We start from the raw sequence: 23492 nt of genomic DNA on the forward strand, positions 1-23492 counted from the left end.
ACCAAAAGATCTGCGGGAGACTCCTCGTGCAGGCGGATCAGATCCCTGCAGAAGCCCTCGGAGGGGCTGATAAAGAACGTGCCGAGATCAAAGCGCAACTTCGCAAGACCGCGCAGTCGATCACGAACAGCCTGCAGGTTTTCGGGCACAAGATCAGGGCGGGAGTAATCAAAGCCCTGCTGGAAACCACAAAATTCAGCACCCGTACCCTCGACGCGGTCCCGGAAAGCCGCTCCAGCCAGCCAGCGCACCCGATGACCACGGCTGACAAGCTCCCGGGCAAGGGCCAGCATCGGCTTGACATGGCCGAATACCGGGACAGACAGCAGAAGGATTTCGGCCACAGGCTGTTCAGATCACGTCTTTGGATGATGGTTGTTCGCTTCTTCCACCGGAGTAGTGGCATCTCGCTGCCGATCTCCAACCGATCACCCAGCAGCACCGCCCCAAGCTCAGCGACCAGCTCCTCACGGGCATAGCGCGGCTTCCCGAAGGCACCGCCCAGATCCCGCTTCAGGCGGGATTCGTGGCCTGTGGAGTGGATCTGCTCATGGGCCCAGGTGGCGCAGAATGGACCGGGTGAGTGGAAGCTGGCGCGATCGGGCAGCTGGATCCGATCGATGCCGGGCAGATAGCAGGCCCGATCCCCCCCGAAGCTGACCGGCACCGGCCAGGCAGCCACCACGGCTTCCGCCGCTTCCAGGCGCTCGGGCTCCGGCCTGGGCTCCACGCCTTCTGCCGCTTTGCGTGCTTCGATCAGGCCGGGAAGGACCTCGCCCTCGAGATCGGCGGCATTGAAGACCGCCACCGGCCGGTAGCTGGCCCAGCTACGCACGTTGACTTCACCGCCTTCGCCTGGCTCCTCGCGGCTGTGCAGCTGCGGCCGCAAGATGTGAACCGCCTTGCTGCCCTTGCGGGGGAAGATCCCGAGCATCTTGGCCTCGGCAAAGCCGCACCAGAACGGCAGAGCAGAACCTCGGATGTGCATTCCGAGCGTGAGCAGGATCGGATTGGCGCCGCGGTAGCGATGACCCGAGATCAAGTTGACGTGGTGGCCACCGCCAGTGCCATCCCATGGCCGCCGCCAGGGGGCCGAGCCGGCCTCCATCAGCTCGATCAAGGCGGCAACGATCTTTTCCTCGGCCGTGGGGCCAGCGATGCTTTTGCGGGAACGGGACTTGGACGCGGCCATGAAAGGCAAAGCGCGGGACGCCCGAGTGGTGCCCCGCGTAGGCAAGGGCGGCGACGGCGCCTGTCGCCAAGCCGCTTGCGTCAGCCCTTGCCCGTGGGGCGACCATGAGGAAGCCCGTGCAACTGTTCCCATGCCCCTTCCGGGAGGCGGGCGCTCGTTGTTCTGAGGTGTGGGACCGCGGGCCATGCTGCTCGCGAGCGTGAGAAGGCCACGGTCTTTCGACTACGATGTACTCACATACCCGTACGTACAAGTCAGAACGCCATGGACGTGCTTCCCAGCAAGGTGTTCATGAATGGCAACAGCCAGGCCGTGCGCATCCCCGCCGAGTTCCGACTTGCCACCGACCGGGTGCAGATCACCCGCAGCCCCAGCGGTGATCTGATCATTCATCCCTGTCCGCCCCAGCGTGGCCAGGCCCTGCTTGACACCCTCGCGGGCTTTGAGCCCAGCTTCGTGGCCAGCCTGCAGGCGCTGCAGGCCAGTCCGAGCCCGGTGCAGGACCGGGAGACCCTTTGATCTACCTGCTCGACACCAACATCCTCATCTACCTGATCAAGAACCGGCCGCCGCAGGTGGCCGAGCGCATCGATCAACTCGCCGGTGACGACAGCCTGGCGATGTCGTTCATCACCTGGGCCGAACTGCTGCGCGGTGCCGAGGGCAGCCAGCGCCGCGAGGCCACCCTCCAGCAGCTCGATGCCCTGGCCCGGCAGATGCCGGTGCTCTACCCCGATGGCCCTGCCATCTGCCGCCATTACGCCGTTCAGGCCAACACCCTCAAGCGGCAGGCCACACCCATCGGCGGCAACGATCTCTGGATCGCCTGCCATGCCCTGGCCCTTGGCGCCACCCTGGTGAGCCACAACGTGCGTGAATTCGCCCGCATCGAAGGTCTGGCCCTGGTGGATTGGGCCGCAGCGGGATAAGCGATGGAACTTTGCATGTCAGGCGACAACGAAGACTGAACCAGATCAATCACGCAGGCGACGATCGCCTCCAGCGGCGCACTTGAGTCAGTGAGAAAGCCTGAGCGCCGCATTTCTAGCCAACTTTCTAAAGTAGTCACAAAAGCAGCAGTGCCCATGGCTGATGTGGTCGCAAAGCAGGTGTCGGTGCGGGATCTCAAGACCCACCTCAAATCACCGCCGTGAAGCAGCCAGATCCATCCTCCTCGCCGCATCCGCTGCAGAAAGCGATCGATGCCGGCGTCATCACCTGGAACGGCCAGAAGCCGGTCTTTCCTCCGCCGGTGAAGTTGAACGATGGCGGGAAGCTCGTGAGTGAGACCGTGCTGGAAGGCCGGGATTGAGATGGTGATCCTGTTCTGCGACACCAGTGCGCTGATCAAGCTGCTGATCAGCGAGCCTGGCTCCGATCAGATGTTGCAAGCCAGCATTGAAGCCGAGGCCATTGCGGTGTGCCGGATCACCTGGGCAGAAGTCATGGCGGGCATGGGCCGCCGTGGGCGAGAGGTCCCCGGCGATGCCGTGATGCTCGAGCAGGCCGGCGTGCAACTGATCCAGAGCTGGCCGCTCTGCACGATCGTCGAGGTCAGCCAGAGCCTCGTCGAGACAGCCGGGCGGTTTGCTGATGTCTTTGCCTTGCGTGCCTACGACAGCGTGCAGCTGGCAGCAGCCCATGAACTGCAGATCAACAGTGAACAACCGCTGACCTTTGCCTGCTTCGATCGCCGGCTCAAGCAGGCTGTGGCGCTGCTGCAGATGGAGGTTCTTTCATGGGCAGCGCACTCCCACCTGTTGGCAGCCGATCTGCTCAGGGATGGGCGGGACCGTGCTGGTGGTCAGCTGGCAGGGGCTGACCGGCATCGTCGAGCAGCTCCACGCTTTCCTGCTCGTTTGGGTCGGAGCGGGTGACGATCGCGATCGCTGGCTCCGTGGCGCTGAGATTCACCGGTTGATGGGGTAGATCGGCTGGAATGAAGATGAAATCGCCGGCGCGGTTAACCACCCGCTGGCGCAGACCGGCGCCATATCGGGTCTCCACCGTTCCCTGCAGCAGATAGATCGCCGTCTCGTAGTTGCGGTGGCGATGAGCCCTGGCTTTGGCACCGGGCGGTATGACGATGCGGTTGAGCGAGAGCGTGCGGGCCCCGCTGTTGGCACCAGAGATGCCCACGAATCGCCCAAGACCCTGGCGGCTGTCTTGCTGCGTGGCTGGCCGCACCGTGATGACCCCGCCGTCGCCAGGTCGGCCGATCACCTCGTCTGTGCGGGCAGGCGATGCCTGCGCCAGCAGCCCCAGTCCACAGATCAGAGCTAGTGAACGGCCGTCAGTCAGCACACCCACCTCTGCAATGGCCCCAATCTGTTCCAAATCAGGCGCAGACGGCTTTACCGGTCAAGCCTTTTGGTGGTGGTGAACCACGTAGCCAGTGCCGTCTGTTGATCCGCTCTGGCAAGAGCTGTGGATAGGCAAGAGGTTCGATGGCTGGAGCACGAGAGGCACTGGCAGCTCTGCTGGGAGAAGCGCCGGCGGAGCCTGCTGAACCCGGGCCCTGGCGAGCCACGGCGGCCATGACCGGTGGCCTGGTGCAGATCAGCAACAACCGCGAGTCGCGGGTGATCCGCAAGGCGGAACTGGAGAGTTACCTGCGTAAGGGCAAAGCCTGGTGAGGGGCAGGGCCCCGAGGGACAGAGCCCCGAAAGGGCTGGCGGGCACCAGCCCCTGATCGCCTCAGGCGGCGGCTGCCTCTGTGGCATGGGCGCGATCACGATCGGCTTCCAGCTGGCACCTCCCTAGAAATTCCTGTTGCGCGAGGAGGAAATCATCGATCTCCTTGATGCGGGAGAGGAACTCCTCCATCGCGGGGATCAGCTCTTCTTCCAGCAGGGTGATCTCCTCCTCGCCATAGGGCTGATCACTGATCCAGGACCGCTGGATCGGGCTGCATCGCTGAGAGCGCAGGATCTGCAGCAGGTGCAGGTGGCACTGCTCGATCAGGCCAACGGGATCTTTGCGGGCGATCGCATCGAGATAGCAGGACATGGCCGATGGCACCTCGGTGGCGCGGTGACGGGACGCCCGCCAGTCCGCCGGGAAGGCAAGGGGCGGCCACCGCGCAGCGGCCTGGCCGACTCGCGCAGCCCTTGCCCCCGGCGGAGACTGCGGCAACCCGGCACGGCCCCCTCAGTAAGGGGCCGCCCTGAGCAGCGACCCCAGCGGACTCAGCTGCTCTTCTCGGGCTCCTCGCCATCGGCGAAGGCCTCCTCGAACAGCGATGCCGGGAGTTCGATGAACTCGTTGCCTTGCCACTCCGGCTGGCCGGTGGCTTCCTGGAGCTGGGCCAGCTTGCGCTCCAGCTCCTTGCAGCGGGGCTCCAGCTCGCTGATGCGGTGATCCTGCTCCCTGACATGGGTGATCAGCACCCTCAGCAGGTGGAAGGTGTTCAGGGGCAGGGCATCGAGATCAGAACCGCAGCTGCGGAGCAGATCGAGCAGCTCATCGGAACGACAGGTGTTGCGGGGCACGGGAAGCCAGGCGCAGGACCCCATGGACCCTCCCGGCGCGGGCCAGGGCGGCGAGGCACGAGCCGCTTGCGCAGCCCTTGCCCCGCCGGGAACCATGGGATGGCCTGCGCGGCGCACCCCCAGGCGCGGGGCTCCCTGAACTGCTCCCCGAATTTGGTTGGCAGCTCCCCGAATTTGGAAGACCTGCTCCCCAAATTTGCCGCTGTGATGGCTGCTGGGCCAGCCGCAGCTGGCCCGCTGGCCTTGGCCCTCTGGGCCCCTCAGGCCAGCTCACAGCGGAGGGTGGCCAGGCCGGCCTTCTCCTGGCGCAGGGCGCTCATTGCGCTGATGCCCAGCTCGGCCGCCACCTGGCGGAAGGAGTGCCCTACGAGGATGTGCAGCCGGATCACCGCTGCCTGATTGGCGGGCAGCCGATCGAGCAGCGCTTCTATTTCTGCGGTGCCTGGCTCTTCCTGCTGGTGATCTGACTCGGGAGATTCGAGCAGATCGAGACCGCTGGTGAAGGCGCCTGCAGGTGTGACATCAAGGCTGTGGTGCCGCCAGGGGTGGGTGCCCTTCTCGTGCTCCCGCCTTGAGACGCGGACCAGGCGGCCGTGATCGCGGAGGTGATGGAGCAGCGCGCCCTTGATGCAGCGGCTGTGATAGGCGGGGGCTGTGATGGCTTCGTTGATCTGGTAGCAGGAAAGCCAGAGCTGCATGTGGGCCACCTGCCGGGCATCCTCAAACTCGATCAGTGGCTGGGACTTGAAAGCGAAGCGGCGGGCGATGGAATCGGCGAGAGGACGGAACTGGTGGAAAAGGGCATCGGCTTTGGATTGGGTATGGGCCATGACCTGATCGCGAAGGACGCGCGACCCAAGGCCTCGACGAAGGAAGAGGCCAAGCTGAGCAAGGCCAAGCAGCAGGACAGCCCACCCCGACCAACCGAGCCCGACCACCACGACGGACCCTGCCGAGATGGAACGTCCGATCACTCCCAGCTCGATCGATCGAGGACCTGCTGTGGCCTATTGGCTTGGCGGTCTGTTGCTGTCGCTCAAGGCCTTCCCGCCGAGCAGCGCAAGCAAGGTGTTGAGGGCGACGCCGAACGCGGTGTGGACGGCACTGTCAAAGCGGGTACACAGCCCTCCCTGGGGCACCAGTCGCTGAGCGCTGCGCCAGGCGCAGACACCCGCGCCAAAGGAGTAGAGCGAGACCTCAGCGATAAGCACCACAGCGACCAGGCGCAGTAGGAACCGCTCGCGGTTGAAGGGCCGCTCCTCCACTGGCTCAGGTCTCCTGGAAGACGCCGACATAGACGGTCCCCTTCCGGTAGAGGGGCAGCACCTTGTCGCGCAGATCAACGTTGTGGAGGCGGATGCAGCCGAGCGTCGGTAGCAGTTGCTGGTTGGCGGCCCAGGCGCCAGGCCAACCGCAACCGGAACCACCGCCGTGGAGCATGATCCCGGCGCGGCCGACCTTTACCTCCTGGTTCTCCAGCTCGACCACGTCGAAGCTGTACCAGCCGTAGGACATGGCGGTATCGCTGCAGGGCGGGTTGGGGTTCTGCTCGTAGTCGGGATAGAGCTGGCCGAGCCGATACAGCACTGGTGGGGTGTCGGTGCTGTTGTGTTTCCAGTCGTTGTCAGCACCCTGACCCCGGGCCAGACACGGCACCTTCCACAGGAACGTGCCGGTGTGATCAAACGCCTCCAGGTCCTCGTCGCGGTCGTTCACGAGCAGGTAGGAATCACCCGGTTTGACCGGTGCTGCGAGCTTGGGACCGACCATTCCGGCCTCCTCGCTGCCACGCGGGTCGAGGCCACCAACCGGCGGCGGTGGCGTTGGTGGCTTCTGGGAGAAGCGCAGTGCCCAGGGCGCCGTCTCATCGAGGATTACTGCGGCGTCTTCTGTCTCAGTGATCGCGCCAAAGAGCAACCAGACGCCGGACACCTGCTGCTCCTCGCCGATGAAGGCTTCAAAACGGTCCTGGAACCGCTCGGGGCTCATCTGCTTGGCCAGGCAGCAGGACGCAGGGCGCCGGCGGGGTGGATGCTTCCCTTTGCCAGGCCCGGCGGAGCCAGAAAAAAAGTGAGGCCAATGCCCCGCAAGCAACGCCCGGGCGCGGCTCAGAAGGGAAGCTCCTCGGGCCGAATCCAGACCGGACAACTGGCGGGAGTGGCCAATTGCCGCTGGAAGAGCAGATCAGCCACCAGCCCTGCGACGCGGCGGCAGGGAGCTGATTCGCCTTCTGCGATCCAGAGCAGATCCTCGAGGGCCTCGGAGCTGCAAGCGGAGAAGCGGGCGCGAGTGGAGCGGTGCGTGGTGGCCATCGGAGGCGCAGCGCAGGACACGGAAGCAGGCGGGGGGTGGGTCAAGGGGACGGCACCACGCCTGCGCGGCGCGAAAGCGGCGCCACATAGCCGCGCAGCGGCGCAGCAGGTCCGGCCTTGCGCAGCCCTTGAGGCGCCCCCCGACATGCAGTGGCCTGTGCGTAGCCCATTCCTTGTCGCCCCCGATCAGGCGGTTCTGCTGGTACGGCGTCTGTTGCTCTTGCCTGGGCCTGTGAGCAAAAAAAGTGGGCCGCCACAGCGGCCCGGTGAGGCCCGAGTGATCTGGCCTCAGGCCGCCAGGCCCATGGCCACCCTCAATTCACGGCGCTCCCTGACCACCTTGCGGCGAAACTCGAGCTTGCCGGCCTCATCCGCCGCTCGATAGGCCACCAGCTGGTGATGGCTGAGGGTGACCGTGAAGCTGTGATCGGTGGGTGCAGAGGACTGCGTGATCCCGCCCATGAACCGCCAGAGCACCATCAGCGCCCGATCCGCCTCACCTTCTGTGAGAGCACGCCAGCCGCCGCTGTGGTGATCGGGCATGACACCGACGGCCTTGCCGTGGATCACCGTGCCACCGAGATGGGGCAAGCGGAAGCTCTCCAGCTCCTGGCGCTCCGCCCACTCCCCGCCATGGGCGAGCCAGATCGGGCCGACCCGCCAGGCGGTGATGGCATCGAGCGGGCAGTGGCAGAACCAGGCCAGCAGCTCCGCCGGCAGCGCCTCATCGTGAACGAGCTGGGACTTGATGGAGCAATAGGCGTGATCACTGCAGGGCAGCGTGGTGCGCTGGATCATCAGGATGTGCGGTGCCATGGGGCGCCAGCGAAGGACGCCTGAGTGAGCGCAGCGAGGGCAAGGGCCGGCCACCACGGCACGGGCGGCTGAGCCCCGTCAGGGGCGATCCGCCCAGTGCAATAACGGGACGGCATGTCTTGACCCTTGCCCCGCTGCGGACAATGAAGAAGGCCGAGCCAAGCCTGAACAATTGATCCAAGCCGAACCGATGGGGCTTCAGGGGCCTTCTGAGACCTGCAGGAACAAGGCCACCAAGGCCGTGTTGATGTAATAGTTGCTCCGACCAGACTTGTGTTTCTCCAGGAAACCTTTCTCCACCATCTGCTCCAAGTAGTCGGCGGCTGTCTGCCGGGTCACGTTCAGGTCATCCCGGACGAATTGAATCCTGGTGTAGGGGTGGCGGAAGAGATTGTTCAGCAGATCCTGGGAGTAGAGCTTCGGGAGATGGGTGCGCATGCGCTGCTTCACATCTGCCATCTGCTCCCGGATCCCTTCCACCAGCGCAAGGGTCGTTCTGGAGGTCTTCTCGACGGCCTCAAGCATGTAGAGCACCCAGGCCTCCCAGCCGCCCTCTTCTCGCACAGATTGGAGCAGCCGGTAGTACTCAGCTTTGTGCTGGTTGATATGGCGGCTGAGATAGAGAATCGGGATGTCCAGCAACCCTGTTCTGGTCAGGTAGAGAACGTTCAGGATGCGCCCGATTCGGCCGTTTCCGTCGGCAAAGGGATGGATTCTCTCGAACTGATGATGGATGAGTGCCATCTTGATCAGCGGATCGAGCCGGCAGATCTCATCGTCGTTGATGAACGCCTCCAGTGCTGACATCGCGGCGATGATCTCGTTGCGGTCCTGTGGAGGCACGTAGATCACCTCCCCGGTCCTGTCGTTCATCAGGGCAGTGCCTGGCGTTGAGCGAAAGCCATCGCTGCGTGCCTTCAGGAAGCGGTACATGTCGATGAGCGTGGCGTTGCGAATCAACCCGCCCGTGTCCAGCAGCTGCGTCAGCCCGAGCTTGAGGGCGTCCCGGTAGCGGGCGACCTCCTTGGCCGCACCCGATTCCAGACCGTCCGGGAACAGGCCCAACTGGAACAACTCATCCTGGGTGGTGACGATGTTCTCGATTTCGGAACTGGCCTTGGCCTCCTGCAGGGCGAGGGTGTCGATCAGGATGCCTTGGTTGGGGATCGTCGCCGCCCGGCCCTTGAGCTCCGCCAAGGCGCGGTTGGCGGCGGCCAGAGCCCGCAGGACCGCCACTGTTTCCAGCTCGACGGCAGGAGGCAGCGGTTGCAGGAAGCCGCGGGAAGCTGACACGTCGCTGGGCACCAGTTAAGAAAACGCCATTTTGCTGACGTGTTTTGACGATAGGTGACCCCAGCGCCCTCCCTGCTGACAAGACGGCCGCCAGCGACCGCTTCCCAGCACGACGGAATCATCAATGGCAATAGGTGGTGACGTTGCTGGGGTCAGGCCCCGGGAGTGACCATGGGCCTCACGTTGATCGAGGCGATGAAGCATGAAACCCGAGTCGATCGGCTCGCGGTGTCCAAGACCTTCGTGGAAGGTCAGCTGCTTCGTCGTCTGCCCTTCCGCAACCTTTCGGGCGGGGCTCTGCAGTTCGCCAAGGAGAAGAAGATGCCCCGTGTCGGCTTCCGGGCCGTCAATGAGGGCTACCGGCGCGATTACGGCGCCGTGGCGCAGGAGAGCGAGTTCGTCCACCTGTTCGGTGGCGATCTCGATGTGGACCGCTCGATCGTCGATCTCAACGGCCCTGAGGCCCGCGCCAGCCAGACCGAGCAGAAGGTGCGCTCGATGCGGCTCACCCTGGAGGCGGCGATCATCAACGGTGACGCCAGCTTCGATCCGCGGGCGTTCAACGGTCTCAGCAAGCGGCTGATCCCCGGCCAGATGCAGACCGTGGACAACATCTCCGGCACCGTGAAGCTCACCAAGCTGGAGGCGCTGGTCGATGCGGTCAACGCCCTCGGCGGCGAGAAGGTGATCATCACCAGCAAGGCGGGCCGGCGCCAGATCAGCCATGTCTGCCGTGAGGCGGGCGGCGACCTGTATCAGGTGATCGACGGCCGCCATTGGTTCGAGGACACCGAGATCCTGGTGCTGGATCAGGACGCCCAGGGCCACGAGGTGCTGGGTTTTGGTGAGGCCGGTAACACCACCTCGATCTACTGCGTGGCGTTCGGCGATGAGCTGATGACCGGCATCCAGGGCCCGTTCGAGGGCCGTTACGGGATCTCCGTGCGGGACTTCGGTGAAGTGCAGGACGCCCCGGTGTTCCGCACCCGCGTCGATTGGTACGTGGGTTTTGCGGTGTGCCACGACAAGGCGATCGGTCGCCTCTACAACGTCGGCCCTGCTGTGGCCTGATTAACCCTCCCCATTCATCACTGAGAGGACACGACCATGGCCCACCAGGGCAACAAGCTGATCGACGCCGCCACCACGCTGGTGGGGTGGGTCAATTACAACGCCACCGATCCCTTTGAGCGCACGCGTGTCAGTGCGGAGGTGGTCAGGCTGACCACGCCGCTCGATGCGGCGGATGACTTCACGCTGCTGGCCAGCCATCCCGGTGCTGCCGGGGCGGTGACGGTGGTGCTGCAACTGGCGCCGCTGCTCAAGGACGGCACTGTCGGCACCTGGGTGACGGCGGCCACCGTGGCGATCCCCGCCGCCGGCGGACAGGTGGAGGCACCAATCGCGGGCGGCAGCCTGGCGGTGGCACCGGCTGATGCCGTCAACGTTGAGCTGCCGGCCTTCTTCTATGCCCGAGCCACGTTGACGCCTTCCACCCCGAATGGCGCCCACGTCAGCCTCAACTACTGAGGGCGGCCATGGACGATTCCGAGGTCAAGGCGCCCGGCGGTGTGCCGGGCAAGCCGGTGACCAAGCCGACCAAACCTGGGCACCCCACGGCTCCATCGCAACCGGACGTGGAGGGCACGGATCCCACCGTGCCGACCGCACCGACACCTGAGCAGCCACCCGAGCTGCCCACCGATCCGCTCAACCCCACCGATCCAACCGTGCCTGTGGAACCGACGACTGCTGATCCCGTGCTGGAACTGCCGCCCGAGGGGATGCTGCGCATCTCCAAATCGGGCAAGGAGGACCAGTTCGTCTTTCCCGTCCATGCCGACCGCTGGGCGGCGGATGGCTGGAAGGTGCATCCGCCGGTGACGATCGATGAGGGTCAGGCACAAATGACTCCTGTCGTCCCTCCGGCGGAGGACGTGCTGGGTGATCTGGGCGGTGAAGTGGTGACGGTGCCCGGAACCATTCCGGATCAGGGCACCGAGCCAAAACCAGCAGTGCCCGAAACGGCCGAGCCGGAACCGGCAAGGCCGGTACCTGTCGGGTCTGAGCCGGTCGGACTGGAGCCGGAGCCCGCCCCCAGCCTTGATGCTGAGGTGGCCGGGCCTGATTTCGCGTCGATGACCAAGACGCAGATCGTTCAGAGCTGCGAGGAGAACTACGGCGTGTTGCTGGATGGCAGCCAGACCAAAGCGGTGCTGGTTGATGAGGCCACCAGGCTCTGGGAGGAGTCGGTGACGGCTCCGCCCGAGCAGCCGCCTGCGGCTGCTGAACCTGGCCTCGTCCCTGAGCCGGATCTGTCGATCCCCGCTGATCTGCTCGGCTGACCCTTCCACCCTGGCTTCCTGGCAAAGGGAGGTAGCGCCAATCCAGAGGAGGCAGAGCCCTTCTATGCCCTACCCGCTGCCCAGCGCCCCTGATGAGCGCATGCGCGTGCTCCCGCCGAGGGGATGCCCGGACCGCGAGGTGTGGGTGGTGCCCCATGAGGTGCCGCGCTGGTTGCGAATGGGCTACCGGCTGGGGCCTGTGCCCGCTGATCAGCTGGAGCTGTACTGGAATCCGGCTGATCGGCTGTGGGATGAGCCGATCACGAGTGCGGCGATCGAGCTGCACATCGACCCGTTGGTGAAGGCACCACAGCCGATTGCGGTGAGCTGGGGTGATGGCAGCACCGAGACGATCGGCTGGGACGCCATGGCCCGTGATGTGCCGAGACCGCGGCATGTGTACCTGAGCCGTGAGGATCTGACCGTCACCGTCACCATCGGCATTTCGATCGCCAGCCTGCAGGTGGCCCTGATCGGCTGCCCGGTGCCGCCCTACTCGGTGCCTGCTGGCTCTGGAGCCGGGGGCCTGGCTGGCGTGGAGCCCCTGGTGCCGGGTGCTGGCCTGCAGGGCAACCCCTACAACGGCTCGGTGGCGCAGCAGTGGCAACTGCGGCTGCACCCCACCGGCGGCCTGGGCTTCCTGCCGAGCCCGGTGGATGGGGAGCCTGCGCTGGCGGCAATGAACAGCGAGGCCGGCGGCCGTGCCACTCGCTGGTATTCGGGCGATGGCCCACCCCTGACGGAGCTGCTGCAACCACCGCCGGCCCTGGGCGACCTCTACCTGGACCGCATCAGCGGGCAGGTGTACGAGCTGGTGGTCTGAGCCATGCCTGAGACCTGGGAGCTCACGACCAACATCAAGGGGGCTGACGGTGCGTCTGGCACTGCCGGCAGCCAGGGGCCTGCTGGACCGGCGGGAGCAACGGGACCGACCGGGCCGACGGGAGCCACCGGTGCGACGGGGCCTGCTGGACCGTCGGTGTGGGGTGGGATCGCGGGAACGCTGAGCACGCAGGCGGACCTGCAGACGGAACTGGACCAGAAGCTCAATGCCTCACGGCTGACGGTGGGGCCAGCCCCGCCGCCGAGCCATGCGATCAATGACCTCTGGGTGGACACCAACTGATGGCAATCACGACTCGGGACCAACTGATTGCGGCGCTGGGCCAGTCGCGCCATGTGCTGTTCGATAAGGCCTCGATCGCCAACGCGGTGGCGGGGCGCTTCTATTCGTTGTGGAAAGCGACTGGATTTCCGGGTCCAGGGGCGACACCGACGACGCAGGCGATCTGCCTCAACACCACGGCAGGTGGCCTGCCGTACCTGCCGTTCAATACGCCGAGCACGAATTACCTGGCCTGGGTCGATGTGGCCACGAGCCTTTCGACCTCCACGCTGGAGATCCACGATCGCCTCTGCCACCCGGGCGGCCTCTCGGGCACGGTGGCGACGGCGCAGACGACCAACCTGCCGCTGAACCTGACGGGCATCCCGGCGGAGCGGATCGGCCTGACGGACTTCAGCCAGCTCCAGTGGTGGCTGGAGTGGTACACGGACACCGGCGCCGCGGCTGCGAACGCCACGGTGAACTGCACGTTCGATGACGACACCACGGGCAACGTGGTGATCGCGCTGGCGGCCACCAGCCGGGCGTCGGGCCTGTATCAGATCCTGCCGGCGGCAGGTAAGAAAGGGATCAAGGCGGTCAACAGCGTGACGCTCTCCGTGACGACGGGCACGGCTGGCGCCTTCGGGGTGACCTGCACGCGGTATCGGGCTGGATTGTTCACGGTTGTGGCGAACAAGGCTGAGATCTTCGACTGGGCGGCGCTGGCTCTGCCTGATCTTCACGAGCAGGCCTGCCTGCAGTTGATTCAGCTCTGCACCACCACCACCACGGGCGTGAGCAAGGGCGTCTGCCGCATGATCGGGGGCTGAGCGTGGCCAGGAGCATCCGTGATCGGGATGATCCGCCGTACCGAGCTGGCGGCGACCGCTGGGACTCGGGGCCTGGCGGTCTGAATGCCACGCTGGAGTTCTTCGGTGATCCGCAGCCGGCGCCGACGCCGCTCTCTGGCGGCCTGCTGCGGGTGTGGACGGGCAGCGCCTGGGTCGAGAAGCCAGCCCGGTTCTTCTTTCAGGGTGAGTGGCTACCGGTGCTGGTGCGCCGCTGGACGGGAACGCAGTGGGTGCCGATCAACGCTGAGCAGGACTGAGCGGCGGCCCGTGCTGGTGGGGTCCCGGAATCATCAGTGGCAATAGGTGCTTGAGACCCCCGAGAGCGCGGCGGCCCATGTCCTGGACCAGCACCGGCAACATTCGCGGCCCCCAAGGCCCGCAGGGTCCGGCTGGGCCTGCAGGCGCGTCAGGGCCAGCAGGAGCGACGGGTGCGGCCGGGCCGCAGGGCTCAGTCGGTGCCGTTGGAGCCCAGGGACCGGCGGGCAGCACCGGCCCGGCTGGTGCTACGGGTCCCGCTGGCCCGACCGGCCCCACTGGCCCGCAGGGTGCGGCGGGCACGGGCATCAACCTCAAGGGCAATGTGGCCACTCAGGCCCAGTTGCCAAGCAGCGGGCAGCTCGACGGCGATGCCTATGTGGTGGCGACGGTGCCGCCCGATCGCACCAACGTCCTCTTTGTCTGGGACACCGAGACCACGCAATGGGTGGATGCGGGCTCGATCTCCGGCCCGGCCGGCCCGGCTGGCCCGGCTGGCTCTGCTGGCCCCACAGGGCCTGCGGGCGGCACGGGACCGGCTGGCGCCACGGGCGCGACGGGACCGCAGGGCATCCAGGGACCGATCGGTCCGACCGGTGTCGCAGGGCCTGCCGGTACTCGCGGCACGGGCTGGTTCGTGGGCAGCGGCCCACCACCGACCAACATTCCCGGCTCGATCGTCGGCGACATGTACCTCGACCAGGCGACGGGTGATGTGTACTTGCTGGGTAGCGGGCCTACGGGCATCCCAGTGGGCAACCTGCCTGCGATCGGTGCGGCCTTCCAGGGCGGCTTCTATGGCGGCCTGATCTCTCAGAGCGCGAATGGTGTGGCCACACACGCCCTGGTGATCGCCCCGAAGGCAACGGGCCACGTCCTGCGGGCCTGCAAGACGACGAACACCGCGACCGCCGGCACCAGCAGCACTTTCGATGGCTACGCCAACTCCGAGGCAGCCAAGGATGCGGCCCATCCGGCCAACCAGTGGGCGCGTGCCCTGTCAATCGGTGGCTACAGCGACTGGTATATCCCGGCGCAGTTCGAGCTGGAGATCCTGTTCCGGCGCTTCAAGCCGGACAACAGCGAGGGCAACACGCCTGGATTCGGTGCGAATGCCTACGCAGTGCCGCCGACCACGGCCAACTACTCGGGATCGGTGCCGCCCGCCACTGCGGTCACGGCGTTCCAGGCGGGCAATGCTGAGGCGTTCGAGGCGATCAACTACGGCAGCTCGACGCAGGACGGGGCCACCACTCATGTGATCCAGGACTGGTTCTACGGGCCGCCGGAGCCGAACTCCAAGACGTTCCAGCAGCAGGTGCGGGCCATCCGCAAAGTGGCGGTCTTGCCCTGATGCCCAGCTGGATTCCTCGGATCGACACGCCGCGGCGTGTGCTCGAGGAGCGCACCACAGCGATGGTGAGCGCGCCATCGGCGCTGGACCTGACCTTCCTCAACCTGGGAGTGGATGGCCGCTTCCTTTCGGTGAGCTGCTCGATCGCGGCCTGGGTGACGTTCTATGCGTCGGTGGCAGCGCGAGCAGCGGATGCGCTGCGGCCGATCACCGATGACCCGCCGCGCTCGGCTGGGGTGCTGCTGGATTTGAAGTTCGACGGGACCACAACGGTGCTGGAACCAGCGCCTGGCTCCACCTACTCCAATGCCGACAACCCGGTGCAGCAGCGCGTCTGGGCGCGTGTGCGCACCGAGCTGGCGGTGCCCCACTCGGCCACCGTCGGCGTGCTGGCCCTGGTGGAGTACGACACCGTGACAAGCGGGGTCGCCTGATGGTGGCGACGCTGGTTGACCTGAGCCGCCGTGGTGACACCGGCGGGCTTGTGGTGCTGCAGGTGTTCGCCGCTGCGGATGGCCTGCTGCGCACCTGGATGGCGGCAGCCAATGCGCAGAACCCGCTGCAGCAGCTAAGCATCGTGAAGGCCCCTGGGGAGGTGCTTGGCTTCACGGGTTGGGTGATCAAGGCCCGGCTGGCGGTGCTCGACGCCGGGCAGCCGGTGGAGCTGATGAGCCAGTGGGTGGCGAACCTGACGACGGGCGCGCTCACCACGCACTGCGGCCTGGTGAGCGGGTACACGCCAGGCGCGGCGCTGGGCGGCTATGGCGCCCTCACGGGCGGGGTTGGCACGACCAGCTCATTGATCACGCTGCTGCCGCAGCCGCTGCCGCTGGGAGCTGTGGTGGCGAGCAGCCTGGCGGTAGGCCAGGAGTATTTCGCCTTCTCCATCACGCAGCACACGTTCACCAACCGCCAGGCGGTTGTGGTGCTGATCGCCAAGGATGTGTATTCAGGCCAGTGGCATCTGTCGTTCACGGACATGGCCGGAGCGCTGGGTGCGGTGGCCTGGATTGCGAACCGGCCCGGCGCGGTGCTCTCCACCTCGATCCGGCTTGATTACTTCTCCTCGGCCACGCCGCTGATGCTTACTCAGCCGGTGCAGTGGAACCCGATCACACCGGGCATAGCGTCACAGGCACCTCAGCCGCAGCCGCCGGTGCAGTGGTTCGACCCGGTGGTGCTGCCGGCTGATCTGGCGCTCTACAACCGCACCTTCGGGAGCTTCGGGTACTTCATCGGCGGCGATGGTACCCAGTGGCTGCAGCTGGGGCCAGCCCGCCTGGCGGTGAAAGTCAAGGACGGAGGCGCCTGATGCTGACTGTTTCGGCGGCGAACTGGACGCCCTACGACTGGGTGAGCAAGGCGGCCGGATCGGTGGGCCTGCGGCTTACGGAGGCATTCACGGCATTTGCGGCAGCGGTGAACGCAAACCCCGGCAATGCCGGTGTTCCTCTGCAGCTCGTCAAGGATCACAGTTCAGCGACCGGCACCACGAACTTTGGCTACATCTGGCGGCTCGGTCATCCGCTGAATCCGTACCTGCTGCGGTTTTACAACACCAGCAGGAACCAGGGCTCCAGTGCTTCATCATCGACGGCGAGTTTCACCCTGGCGCTCGAGAGTGCCTACACCGACGATGGGACGTTCGGTGGTTACGGGCAGTTCAGCTCAATGCTGGCGAGCGTAAGTGCGGGCATGTCGTACTACGGGCCGAGCGGAAGCCCGTTGTTCAATGCCGACGGCCGGCTGATCGTGCTGATGGACACGACGCCGGGATCTGAGTTCTTCTGTTGCAACATCGCCACGACCAATGGTGATACCTACGCGCAGAATCACACGTTGATGCTGTTCCGTGGCTCAGCAAGTAGCGGCTGGAATGTGGCTCTGCTGCGCTCACAGGCTTTGGCGGGCATGTTTGAGAGCCGCAACTTCTACTGCTACAACAACAATGTGCTGCAGGCGGCTGTCACATACCCGGTGGCGCCGAGTGGATTGGAGCAGATGTTGGTGACGGGTGTTGGTCTGATCCCGTCCGGCTTCGGGCCGGGTCAGATGTTCGCCTACGGCACCAAGCAGGAACGGCTGCCGCTGCCACAGCTCTTCTGGTTCGGCAGCAACCAGTACTCGGACCCGCGCCGTCTGGGCCGGGTGAGCAACCCGGGTGGGCCTGGGACCTTCTATCAACTCGGTGCGGCGATCAACAGCGGTGGCATGGATTGCTGGGTGCTGGTGCCACCGAGCACGCCGGCAATGGCGGGCTGGAGCACGATCGGTTCACTCAGCAGCTGGCAGACGATCCCCGATCGGCTGTATTTCTGCCCGGCAGTGCCCCCGGGTCCGGTTCTTATGGGGCCTGTGCTGGGGCCTGACTTCCTGACGGACTGGAGCGCGGTGGCCCTCGGCGCCCCTGGTGTGGCCCAGCACCCCTTCTACGCGCAGCAGGAGGCAGCAGGCGACAACGGCAGGCCCAGCAGCGGGGTGCTCTGGCCGAGAGGGATGTAGTGCTCGGGGCTGGGATGGAAGACACAGCCGCAGGGCGGCCCTGCCCTCAAGTCTCGCCCGCCTCCAGCACCGTTCCCTTCCGGCCAGAAGCTCCTGCAGCCCGCCGCCGCAGCGGCTGCTGCCGTTTCTTGATCTCCCTTCTCCTGGGGTAGGCCGCCAGGGCGCACTGCAGCCAGTGCCGGTGCTCTCGCTGCAAAGTCAGAGGCGCTTCGATTCGCACCCCACCGCCCAGGGCGTAGAGCCAGCGGCGCAGGTCCTGGTCACCCTCGAGGGTCCAAAGCGGCAGCTCGATCTCCACTGGGTAGGGGTGGCTGGAGTGGCTGCATGGCACCAGAGCCGGCTGATCGCCCGGCGGGCTGATCACTCCATCACCGGGCAGGGGCCGCGACAGGCGCACCGCCGCCGCCGGGAAGCGGCGCACCTCCTCACGGAGCAGGGCAAAGGCGGCGGCATCACAGCTCAGCTGCAAGGTGCCTATCGCCTTGCTGCGCTGCTCCGATGGCGATCCGCAGACCGCTTGCTGCGCCTGGAGGGAACCACCGAACTCAAGGCTGCCGCAGTAGTGCTGCAAGGTTTCGCCGCGCCGCAGCGCCGCCGCATGGGACGGCTGGCTGCGGCAACTGCCGATTTCGATCCGGCGCAGCCCCAGCTGATCGATTCGCCGGCAAGCCAGCAACCCCTCCGTCTGCCCGATGTGGTCGTGCTCAAACAGCAGGTACCAGGCGCTGGTGTGGAAGATCAGCTGCAAGGGCCATCCACGGATTTCGCCAGACCGGCATGGGAGGCGGCCAAGGTGGTGAACACCACCCGCTGGTGCTGCTGAATGGCTCCGCGCAGCTGCTCGGCCTGCTCGGTGTTGAGCAGGGTGCCGCTTCTGCGCTGATCTCCCGCCAGCAAGGAACGGTTGAAGTAAGCCCGCACCGGCGGCACCGCCTCGATGACGATGCCACTGCGTTGCAACCGCCTGCCCAGCTCCCGGGCGATCGCCTGCCCGCTCGGATCACCGAGCCGATCGGCATTGGCCTGCAGCAGCCCATGGATTTCCACCTGCAGCGGCATGGGCAGCAGCGAGGCACCGAGGGCATAGCCATGGCGGCCACTGCCTGCCGCATCGCGAAAGCCATAGGGCGTGAGGATCGCTGTGATGCTCTGGTGCAACTGGCGGGGTGTCCAGCAATGACGGCCGCCGCTGAGGGCCTTGAGCCGAGCAGCGAGGTGGTGGTCGATCGCCACCCCCTCCTGCCGATCAAACGGGTGATGAAGGATGTGGCGCAGCAGGGTGAGCGCACGGCAAAAAGCCTCGCGATCGCCCAGTGCTGACCAGCCACCCGCGCTGAGCGGTTGCGACGCCGGCCAGGGCGGCGGCTCGACCGCCCGCATCAGCGCGGCCTCACCCTGCTCAGAGTTGACGTGCCAGGCGGTGGTGAACCCCTGTTGCCGTAACCAGTCCAGGTCGGCTGCGATCGCTCCGACATCCGCATAGCAAGGCCCGTGCTGCTGGCGGAGCTGGGCTGCCGCACGCTCGGCCAGGCCTGCCGGTGCGTCCGCCGCCGGCAGGGCGTTGGTCGCGGTCAGTTCCGGCTGGCGGCTGAGCAGCTGGATCAGATGGAGCAGCCGCTCGCACTCCAGCAGGCGTGAGTAGCCATGGGGAATCAGCCGAGCGTCCCGGTTGCGGGCGGCGCTGATCCGCCGCTCCAACGTCCCCAGCACCACATGCAGGTGCGGTTCCAGCTGCCCATGGTGGTGGGGTTCAACGCAGACCACCGCCGCGAATCCCTCCGAGCGGCTGGGTGAGAAGGGGGCCTCCTCCAGCAGCGCGACATGGTTGTCGATCACCTGCTCAGGGACGCTGTGATCACGGCGCCGGTTCCATTGCTGGCAGAGCTCATGCGGTGTGCGCAGCCACCAGCCGATCCACTCCACCGGGACCGGCAGCTCCAGCTTCTGGGTGATCGCCAGCCGCCAGGCGCGGCGCGAGAAAGTGGCCTCGACAATCACTGGAGCACCTGAGCGAACAGCCTCCTGAATGCGTTGGTGCATCACCGCGGCGATGTCATCCCAAGGGCCAAAGACACCGCGATCGCCAAAGATTTCGGCGCGAATGTCGCGGCTGCTGATGTAACAGGGCGGCAGCTCCCCGGGCCCGCTCAGCAGCGTGGCCAGTTGGCGGGCGAGGGTGGATTTGCCGCTGGCCGGCGGGCCGATCAGCAGGTGACAGCGCAGCGGACGAGCCGACGAGTCGGAGTTGTTGCGGCGCTGCTCGGCCGTCGTCGATGGAGATAAGCGAGTCATGGGCGTTGGATCGAGGGACACATCCCCAGCTCCATTGGGCAGCAAGTGGCGGTGTCCTTCCTGCTGCAACCATCACGATTCGGTAGCGCTGCATGCCGTGCTGGTGGCGGTCAGTACCAAAGGCCGTTTATGGCCGTGGTCGCAGGAGCATTCCGCCACCCGACGACCAGCGCGAGATCCGCTGCCTGCTCCGATTCCACCTCCCCTGCGCCCTGCCACCGGCCTGCGTGTGACCACTGGTCTCTTCCATCAGCACCTGCTTGACGGACTCGCCCCCATGGGGCCCACTCCGCTGCTGTGGCGGAGCCTGAACCAGTGGTGTGAGCTGCTGCGTGCTGGCGAACTGGAGGCGGTGCTGCTGGCGAGCGTCTGCCCCGCTCCGCTGGAGGGGATGGCCTGGCTGCCCCTTGGCTCCTGGGTATTGCTCCTCGCCTGCCGATTGAACGGCCTCGATTCAGCCGCCGCGCCATCGCCCCGGACATTCCGGTTCCTGGCCCCGCCATTGGCGGCCGCACCGGGGCTTCATCACGCCCTGCAGGAGCAGCAGCTGGCCCCCATCACCTCGCTCGATGCCGTAGCTGCCACCGATTGGATGGCGGAGTTGCAACGGGGTGATGGGCTGCTGCCGGTTCCCCCGTCCCTGCTGCAGAGCAGCCCCTGGCGGCAGGCTGCGCTGACGGCGGTGTGGCCGTGGGAGCCGCTCGTGGAGAGCCTCTGGCTGCTGGTGCCCAAGGAGTTCGCCAGTACTGAGGCTGTGCTGGCTGTGGCCGTCAGGCTGCGCGAGCGGATCGAGGCGGCCCCAGGTCCTGCCGGGGGAGGCTCGATCTGTTCCACTCGCAATGTTGGCGAGCCGGTCCCCGGGCCTTCATGATGAATGTGGCAAGGCCCACCAACCGCCCCCCGCCAAGCAGTTACCGTCAAGCACCGCCATCGCATCCCCCACCCGCATGGCACCGTCAACCACCATCAAGAGCTCGACAAGCCAAAGCTCAGGGCAGTTGACCCGCGAGCAGATCGATACGCTGCTGGAAAAGCTGCGTGATCCCAGCCTCGCGCGCCAATTCCTGATGAACGCTGGCCTAATCGACGCTGACGGCCAGCTCACCCGCCCCTACCGCAGCCAGGATGCCCAGACGGCCTAACAACAGCCTGGGTCCTCTGGTTCTGTATCACGGCTGCGATAAGGAAGTCGCTGAATCCGTCCTGAGGGGGGAGTCAACCCTCCAGCCCAGCGAGAACGACTATGACTGGCTTGGACCTGGCATCTACTTTTGGGTCGACAGTCCTGAGAGGGCCAAGGATTGGGCCAAGGAACGCAGAAACAATCCGTCAGTGGTTGGCTCCTTTGCGTACCCCGGGCATTGCCTGAATCTGACCGATTACGGGGTGATGAATGAACTCGCCCTCGCCTACGAGGCCACCAAAGGTATTTCGGAAGCAGCAGGCACGGCGCTTCCCAAAAATTCAGTGCTGCAGAAGGGGATTTTCATGATGCGGCAATTGGACTGCGCTGTGATTCAAATGGTGCATGAGATCCGCATGGATGAAGGCATGGATGCCTACGACACTGTCTACGGAGTTTTTGAAGAAGGGGGGCTCGTTTATCCCGGGGCCGGATTCAAGGACCGAACTCATGTCCAGATTGCCATCCGTAACCCCGAGATGATCCTTGGCTACTTCCGCGTGGACGGAATGACCTGAACAGGTGCTTTGTTGAGCTGACCACAGCAAAGCTGACCGGGCTGCTGGGTTCAGACGAGCAGCTGGAACAGCACATGGGCATCCACCCAGCCCTCCTGCTTGTGGAGCAATGTTTGGAACAGGTAGAAGGGCATCACCCGATCAGTTCTCCCTGCCGCTGCCTTCGGTTGTGCGGTTCTCAGCGTCCCCGCTGCTGCCGCCCTCGCCAGAGCTCTCGCTCTGAGATCTTGGCTCCACCGTGGCGCCAAGAGAGCGGCAGGACTCGATGGGATCAACACCCGGTGCCAGGCACAAGGCCAGCGGCTGACCGATTGGGTGCTGGTCCTCAGGCGACGACTAAGTGCTGCATCAGAAATACCTCAATCCGGTTCTTCTCTGTCATCAGCACTGAGACGCTGGTCTCTGCTGGTGACTCTGTGCAATGGCCCCGTGGAATGCATCACCGCTGGATTTGGCGGCTCCACTGCGACGATCCAGGGCAGAGTCTGCGCTGCAGGCCCAGACCATCCCAGCGGCACTCCCCTGATGCCTCGCACCTCTGCCCTTGATGCCAAGGCCTTGCAGGCCCTTGGGCCAGAGCGCCTCACCGAGTTGCTGCTGGAGCTGGCCGCCAGTGACCCGGCGATCAAGCGGCAGCTCAAGCTGGCGGTTGCCACCACCTCCAGTCCCCAGGACGCTGCCGCCCAAGTGCGGCAGCGGCTGGCCACGATCGGCCGCTCCAGACGTTTCCTGGAGCACGAGCAGCGCCAGCTGATCCGCAAGGACCTCACGGCACAGCTCAACGCCATCACCGGACCGATCGCTCAGGGCGATCCCGCTGCCGCACTGGCGCTGCTGTGGCAGTTCCTGGAGCTGGGGGACAACGTGCTCGGCCGCTGCGATGACAGCAGCGGAATGATCGGTGACATCTTCCGTGAGGCCATCCGCCAGCTGGGCCCGATCGCCACGGCCGCCAAGCCTGAGCCCCTGGCTCTGGCGGAGCAGGTGTTCGAGGCCTTCTGCCACAACGGCTATGGGGTGTACGACGACGTGATCCAGCAGCTGGCCGAGACTCTCGGCCCGGTGGGTCTTGCGGCGCTCAAGCAGCGCTTTGAGCAGCTGGGTGAGCAGCCGGTGCCGGTTCCTTCCAAGGAGGAGTGGCAGCAGGTGTCCTACGGCTCCGGCGGGCCCACTTTTGCCCATGAGCTGGCCGAGAGCTCACGCCAGTGGACCGTGAAACTCGGCCTGCGGGCCGTGGCGGAAGTCAGCGGCGATGTGGATGGCTTCATCGACCAGTACACCCCGGAGCAGCAACGATTTCCCCGCATCGCCGCCGACATCGCAGGGCGCCTGCTGGCCGCAGGTCGCGCCGAGGAGGCCCTGGGCTTCCTCATCAGGGCCATCCCCGATCGCTCGCGCTGGCCGGAGATGACGTGGGAGCACACCCATATCGCAGCACTGCAGGCCCTGGGTCGCATTGAAGAGGCCCAGGCGGCTCGCTGGAACTGCTTTGAGCGCTGCCTCGACGGCACCCTGCTGCGTGCCTACCTCGATCAGCTGCCAGCCTTTGAGGACGTGGAGGCCGAGCAGCGGGCGATCGCCCATGCACTGGCTTTTCCGAGCCTCACCCAGAGCCTCTGTTTCCTGCTCAGCTGGCCCTCGGCCCTGATGCAGACCGCTGAGCTGGTGGTGAATCGGCGCAGCGAACTGGAAGGCGCCCAGTACGGGGTGATGGGTGTGTCTGCCGAAATGCTGAGCAAGGACTACCCCCTGGCGGCCACGCTGGCTCTGCGCTGCATGGTGGAATTCACCCTCGCTGAGGCCCGCTCCAGCCGCTACGGCCATGCGGCCCGCCACCTGCAGACCTGCGCTCTGCTCAGCAAACGCATCGAGGCCTGGGGCGACATCCCCAGCCATGAGACCTACCTGGCCGGCATCCGCTCAGGCCATGCCCGCAAGAGTGCCTTCTGGAAGCGGATGCAGGAGCTGGGGCAGACCTGA

The 23492-nt window shown here is 65.8% G+C and carries 31 protein-coding genes and 2 pseudogenes; 20 read left to right on the top strand and 13 right to left on the bottom strand.

All coding sequences use genetic code 11. The features are described from left to right. Positions 1-128: 128 nt before the first annotated feature. Both CJZ82_RS19585 and CJZ82_RS08730 read right to left on the bottom strand, forming a co-directional pair. A pseudogene (locus tag CJZ82_RS19585) lies at positions 129-293 on the bottom strand (glycosyltransferase); the annotation flags it as partial. A gap of 125 nt (positions 294-418) precedes the next feature. Continuing rightward, positions 419-1378 (bottom strand): annotated as a pseudogene (locus tag CJZ82_RS08730) (zincin-like metallopeptidase domain-containing protein); the annotation flags it as partial. Positions 1379-1456: 78 nt separating this feature from the next. Between CJZ82_RS08730 and CJZ82_RS08735 the strand changes: the two are divergent. The 4 genes from CJZ82_RS08735 to CJZ82_RS08745 all read left to right on the top strand — a co-directional run bounded on the left by CJZ82_RS08735 (position 1457) and on the right by CJZ82_RS08745 (position 3069). Further along, complete coding sequence (locus CJZ82_RS08735) at positions 1457-1711, top strand: antitoxin (RefSeq protein WP_094555401.1); 255 nt, start codon at positions 1457-1459, stop codon at positions 1709-1711. Next, positions 1708-2121, top strand: a complete 414-nt coding sequence (locus CJZ82_RS08740; RefSeq protein ID WP_094555402.1) for a type II toxin-antitoxin system VapC family toxin — start codon at positions 1708-1710, stop codon at positions 2119-2121. The genes CJZ82_RS08735 and CJZ82_RS08740 overlap by 4 nt, the downstream gene beginning before the upstream one ends. Before the next feature lie 221 nt (positions 2122-2342). After that, positions 2343-2504 (top strand): hypothetical protein, encoded by a 162-nt coding sequence (locus CJZ82_RS18345; RefSeq protein WP_158218519.1) that lies wholly within the window; start codon positions 2343-2345, stop codon positions 2502-2504. A 1-nt stretch (position 2505) separates the two neighbouring features. Then, positions 2506-3069, top strand: a complete 564-nt coding sequence (locus CJZ82_RS08745; RefSeq protein ID WP_233130146.1) for a type II toxin-antitoxin system VapC family toxin — start codon at positions 2506-2508, stop codon at positions 3067-3069. Here the strand turns inward: CJZ82_RS08745 and CJZ82_RS08750 are convergent. After that, on the bottom strand, positions 2969-3502 hold the full coding sequence (locus CJZ82_RS08750) for a cupin domain-containing protein (RefSeq protein ID WP_233130147.1): 534 nt from the start codon (positions 3500-3502) through the stop codon (positions 2969-2971). The two genes, CJZ82_RS08745 and CJZ82_RS08750, sit on opposite strands and share 101 nt — an antisense overlap. 137 nt (positions 3503-3639) lie before the next feature. On the opposite strand from CJZ82_RS08750, the gene CJZ82_RS17780 reads away from it, so the two are divergent. Continuing rightward, entirely contained in the window at positions 3640-3828 is a 189-nt protein-coding gene (locus tag CJZ82_RS17780) for a hypothetical protein (RefSeq protein ID WP_143593581.1), read from the top strand. Positions 3829-3889: 61 nt separating this feature from the next. Here CJZ82_RS17780 and CJZ82_RS08755 read toward each other — a convergent pair whose 3' ends face one another. From CJZ82_RS08755 to CJZ82_RS08790, 8 genes are all read right to left on the bottom strand, one after another. After that, complete coding sequence (locus CJZ82_RS08755) at positions 3890-4201, bottom strand: hypothetical protein (protein WP_198949716.1); 312 nt, start codon at positions 4199-4201, stop codon at positions 3890-3892. 179 nt (positions 4202-4380) lie between these two features. After that, on the bottom strand, positions 4381-4683 hold the full coding sequence (locus tag CJZ82_RS08760; RefSeq protein WP_094555403.1) for a hypothetical protein: 303 nt from the start codon (positions 4681-4683) through the stop codon (positions 4381-4383). A gap of 260 nt (positions 4684-4943) precedes the next feature. Then, positions 4944-5513, bottom strand: coding sequence for a sigma-70 family RNA polymerase sigma factor (locus CJZ82_RS08765; protein WP_094555404.1), 570 nt, complete (start codon positions 5511-5513; stop codon positions 4944-4946). Between the two features lie 177 nt (positions 5514-5690). Beyond that, positions 5691-5978: a hypothetical protein gene (locus tag CJZ82_RS08770; RefSeq protein WP_143593582.1), complete on the bottom strand. Its 288-nt coding sequence runs from the start codon at positions 5976-5978 to the stop codon at positions 5691-5693. Then, positions 5953-6672: a L,D-transpeptidase gene (locus CJZ82_RS08775; protein ID WP_233130148.1), complete on the bottom strand. Its 720-nt coding sequence runs from the start codon at positions 6670-6672 to the stop codon at positions 5953-5955. Before CJZ82_RS08775 ends, CJZ82_RS08770 begins: the two co-directional genes overlap by 26 nt. A 119-nt stretch (positions 6673-6791) precedes the next feature. Beyond that, on the bottom strand, positions 6792-6995 hold the full coding sequence (locus CJZ82_RS08780) for a hypothetical protein (RefSeq protein WP_094555406.1): 204 nt from the start codon (positions 6993-6995) through the stop codon (positions 6792-6794). Positions 6996-7283: 288 nt separating this feature from the next. After that, complete coding sequence (locus tag CJZ82_RS08785) at positions 7284-7811, bottom strand: hypothetical protein (protein WP_094555407.1); 528 nt, start codon at positions 7809-7811, stop codon at positions 7284-7286. A gap of 198 nt (positions 7812-8009) precedes the next feature. After that, on the bottom strand, positions 8010-9104 hold the full coding sequence (locus CJZ82_RS08790; RefSeq protein ID WP_233130149.1) for a Fic family protein: 1095 nt from the start codon (positions 9102-9104) through the stop codon (positions 8010-8012). Between the two features lie 171 nt (positions 9105-9275). Between CJZ82_RS08790 and CJZ82_RS08795 the strand changes: the two genes are divergently transcribed. From CJZ82_RS08795 to CJZ82_RS08845, 11 genes are all read left to right on the top strand, one after another. Then, positions 9276-10175 carry a major capsid protein gene (locus tag CJZ82_RS08795; RefSeq protein WP_094555408.1) on the top strand — a complete coding sequence of 300 codons (900 nt, stop codon included), beginning with the start codon at positions 9276-9278 and terminating at the stop codon, positions 10173-10175. A gap of 36 nt (positions 10176-10211) precedes the next feature. Further along, positions 10212-10634 (top strand): hypothetical protein, encoded by a 423-nt coding sequence (locus CJZ82_RS08800; protein ID WP_094555409.1) that lies wholly within the window; start codon positions 10212-10214, stop codon positions 10632-10634. An 8-nt stretch (positions 10635-10642) separates the two neighbouring features. Beyond that, a complete protein-coding gene (locus tag CJZ82_RS08805) occupies positions 10643-11449 on the top strand; it encodes a hypothetical protein (RefSeq protein WP_094555410.1) in 807 nt (268 codons plus the stop codon). Between the two features lie 100 nt (positions 11450-11549). Continuing rightward, positions 11550-12272 carry a hypothetical protein gene (locus CJZ82_RS08810; protein ID WP_143593583.1) on the top strand — a complete coding sequence of 241 codons (723 nt, stop codon included), beginning with the start codon at positions 11550-11552 and terminating at the stop codon, positions 12270-12272. A 3-nt stretch (positions 12273-12275) separates the two neighbouring features. Beyond that, the gene (locus CJZ82_RS18350; RefSeq protein WP_158218520.1) at positions 12276-12575 is read left to right on the top strand and encodes a collagen-like protein; all 300 of its coding nucleotides are present in this window, start codon (positions 12276-12278) and stop codon (positions 12573-12575) included. After that, positions 12575-13387 (top strand): hypothetical protein, encoded by an 813-nt coding sequence (locus CJZ82_RS08820; RefSeq protein WP_094555412.1) that lies wholly within the window; start codon positions 12575-12577, stop codon positions 13385-13387. Before CJZ82_RS18350 ends, CJZ82_RS08820 begins: the two co-directional genes overlap by 1 nt. Before the next feature lie 2 nt (positions 13388-13389). Next, entirely contained in the window at positions 13390-13665 is a 276-nt protein-coding gene (locus tag CJZ82_RS08825; RefSeq protein WP_094555413.1) for a hypothetical protein, read from the top strand. A 77-nt stretch (positions 13666-13742) separates the two neighbouring features. Further along, the gene (locus CJZ82_RS17785) at positions 13743-15017 is read left to right on the top strand and encodes a collagen-like protein (protein ID WP_143593584.1); all 1275 of its coding nucleotides are present in this window, start codon (positions 13743-13745) and stop codon (positions 15015-15017) included. Continuing rightward, positions 15017-15451, top strand: coding sequence for a hypothetical protein (locus tag CJZ82_RS08835; RefSeq protein WP_094555414.1), 435 nt, complete (start codon positions 15017-15019; stop codon positions 15449-15451). Before CJZ82_RS17785 ends, CJZ82_RS08835 begins: the two co-directional genes overlap by 1 nt. After that, entirely contained in the window at positions 15451-16329 is an 879-nt protein-coding gene (locus tag CJZ82_RS08840) for a hypothetical protein (RefSeq protein WP_094555415.1), read from the top strand. The genes CJZ82_RS08835 and CJZ82_RS08840 overlap by 1 nt, the downstream gene beginning before the upstream one ends. Next, positions 16329-17519 carry a hypothetical protein gene (locus CJZ82_RS08845; protein ID WP_094555416.1) on the top strand — a complete coding sequence of 397 codons (1191 nt, stop codon included), beginning with the start codon at positions 16329-16331 and terminating at the stop codon, positions 17517-17519. The genes CJZ82_RS08840 and CJZ82_RS08845 overlap by 1 nt, the downstream gene beginning before the upstream one ends. A gap of 46 nt (positions 17520-17565) precedes the next feature. Here CJZ82_RS08845 and CJZ82_RS08850 read toward each other — a convergent pair whose 3' ends face one another. Both CJZ82_RS08850 and CJZ82_RS08855 read right to left on the bottom strand, forming a co-directional pair. Beyond that, positions 17566-18267 carry a WYL domain-containing protein gene (locus tag CJZ82_RS08850; RefSeq protein WP_158218521.1) on the bottom strand — a complete coding sequence of 234 codons (702 nt, stop codon included), beginning with the start codon at positions 18265-18267 and terminating at the stop codon, positions 17566-17568. Further along, on the bottom strand, positions 18258-19811 hold the full coding sequence (locus CJZ82_RS08855; RefSeq protein WP_094555418.1) for an ATP-binding protein: 1554 nt from the start codon (positions 19809-19811) through the stop codon (positions 18258-18260). The genes CJZ82_RS08850 and CJZ82_RS08855 overlap by 10 nt, the downstream gene beginning before the upstream one ends. A gap of 229 nt (positions 19812-20040) precedes the next feature. Between CJZ82_RS08855 and CJZ82_RS08860 the strand changes: the two genes are divergently transcribed. From CJZ82_RS08860 to CJZ82_RS08870, 4 genes are all read left to right on the top strand, one after another. Next, the gene (locus CJZ82_RS08860) at positions 20041-20682 is read left to right on the top strand and encodes a hypothetical protein (protein ID WP_094555419.1); all 642 of its coding nucleotides are present in this window, start codon (positions 20041-20043) and stop codon (positions 20680-20682) included. Positions 20683-20758: 76 nt separating this feature from the next. Next, positions 20759-20953 carry a hypothetical protein gene (locus CJZ82_RS17790; protein WP_143593586.1) on the top strand — a complete coding sequence of 65 codons (195 nt, stop codon included), beginning with the start codon at positions 20759-20761 and terminating at the stop codon, positions 20951-20953. Positions 20954-21200: 247 nt separating this feature from the next. Further along, positions 21201-21512, top strand: a complete 312-nt coding sequence (locus CJZ82_RS17795) for a hypothetical protein (protein ID WP_143593587.1) — start codon at positions 21201-21203, stop codon at positions 21510-21512. 525 nt (positions 21513-22037) lie between these two features. Continuing rightward, the gene (locus tag CJZ82_RS08870) at positions 22038-23492 is read left to right on the top strand and encodes a DUF6880 family protein (RefSeq protein WP_094555421.1); all 1455 of its coding nucleotides are present in this window, start codon (positions 22038-22040) and stop codon (positions 23490-23492) included.

The sequence above is a fragment of the Synechococcus sp. 1G10 genome (assembly GCF_002252625.1).
Taxonomy (GTDB): Bacteria; Cyanobacteriota; Cyanobacteriia; order PCC-6307; family Cyanobiaceae; genus Regnicoccus_A.

Bases quoted from the DNA above. Each gene is read 5' to 3' on its own strand.
- CJZ82_RS08735 (WP_094555401.1), top strand. From the start codon at position 1,457: ATGGACGTGCTTCCCAGCAAGGTGTTCATGAATGGCAACAGCCAGGCC.
- CJZ82_RS08745 (WP_233130146.1), top strand. From the start codon at position 2,506: ATGGTGATCCTGTTCTGCGACACCAGTGCGCTGATCAAGCTGCTGATC.
- CJZ82_RS17780 (WP_143593581.1), top strand. From the start codon at position 3,640: ATGGCTGGAGCACGAGAGGCACTGGCAGCTCTGCTGGGAGAAGCGCCG.
- CJZ82_RS08755 (WP_198949716.1), bottom strand. From the start codon at position 4,201: ATGTCCTGCTATCTCGATGCGATCGCCCGCAAAGATCCCGTTGGCCTG.
- CJZ82_RS08765 (WP_094555404.1), bottom strand. From the start codon at position 5,513: ATGGCCCATACCCAATCCAAAGCCGATGCCCTTTTCCACCAGTTCCGT.
- CJZ82_RS08770 (WP_143593582.1), bottom strand. From the start codon at position 5,978: ATGTCGGCGTCTTCCAGGAGACCTGAGCCAGTGGAGGAGCGGCCCTTC.
- CJZ82_RS08775 (WP_233130148.1), bottom strand. From the start codon at position 6,672: ATGAGCCCCGAGCGGTTCCAGGACCGTTTTGAAGCCTTCATCGGCGAG.
- CJZ82_RS08780 (WP_094555406.1), bottom strand. From the start codon at position 6,995: ATGGCCACCACGCACCGCTCCACTCGCGCCCGCTTCTCCGCTTGCAGC.
- CJZ82_RS08785 (WP_094555407.1), bottom strand. From the start codon at position 7,811: ATGGCACCGCACATCCTGATGATCCAGCGCACCACGCTGCCCTGCAGT.
- CJZ82_RS08795 (WP_094555408.1), top strand. From the start codon at position 9,276: ATGGGCCTCACGTTGATCGAGGCGATGAAGCATGAAACCCGAGTCGAT.
- CJZ82_RS08800 (WP_094555409.1), top strand. From the start codon at position 10,212: ATGGCCCACCAGGGCAACAAGCTGATCGACGCCGCCACCACGCTGGTG.
- CJZ82_RS08805 (WP_094555410.1), top strand. From the start codon at position 10,643: ATGGACGATTCCGAGGTCAAGGCGCCCGGCGGTGTGCCGGGCAAGCCG.
- CJZ82_RS08810 (WP_143593583.1), top strand. From the start codon at position 11,550: ATGCGCGTGCTCCCGCCGAGGGGATGCCCGGACCGCGAGGTGTGGGTG.
- CJZ82_RS18350 (WP_158218520.1), top strand. From the start codon at position 12,276: ATGCCTGAGACCTGGGAGCTCACGACCAACATCAAGGGGGCTGACGGT.
- CJZ82_RS08820 (WP_094555412.1), top strand. From the start codon at position 12,575: ATGGCAATCACGACTCGGGACCAACTGATTGCGGCGCTGGGCCAGTCG.
- CJZ82_RS17785 (WP_143593584.1), top strand. From the start codon at position 13,743: ATGTCCTGGACCAGCACCGGCAACATTCGCGGCCCCCAAGGCCCGCAG.
- CJZ82_RS08835 (WP_094555414.1), top strand. From the start codon at position 15,017: ATGCCCAGCTGGATTCCTCGGATCGACACGCCGCGGCGTGTGCTCGAG.
- CJZ82_RS08840 (WP_094555415.1), top strand. From the start codon at position 15,451: ATGGTGGCGACGCTGGTTGACCTGAGCCGCCGTGGTGACACCGGCGGG.
- CJZ82_RS08845 (WP_094555416.1), top strand. From the start codon at position 16,329: ATGCTGACTGTTTCGGCGGCGAACTGGACGCCCTACGACTGGGTGAGC.
- CJZ82_RS08855 (WP_094555418.1), bottom strand. From the start codon at position 19,811: ATGACTCGCTTATCTCCATCGACGACGGCCGAGCAGCGCCGCAACAAC.
- CJZ82_RS17790 (WP_143593586.1), top strand. From the start codon at position 20,759: ATGGCACCGTCAACCACCATCAAGAGCTCGACAAGCCAAAGCTCAGGG.
- CJZ82_RS17795 (WP_143593587.1), top strand. From the start codon at position 21,201: ATGAATGAACTCGCCCTCGCCTACGAGGCCACCAAAGGTATTTCGGAA.
- CJZ82_RS08870 (WP_094555421.1), top strand. From the start codon at position 22,038: ATGCCTCGCACCTCTGCCCTTGATGCCAAGGCCTTGCAGGCCCTTGGG.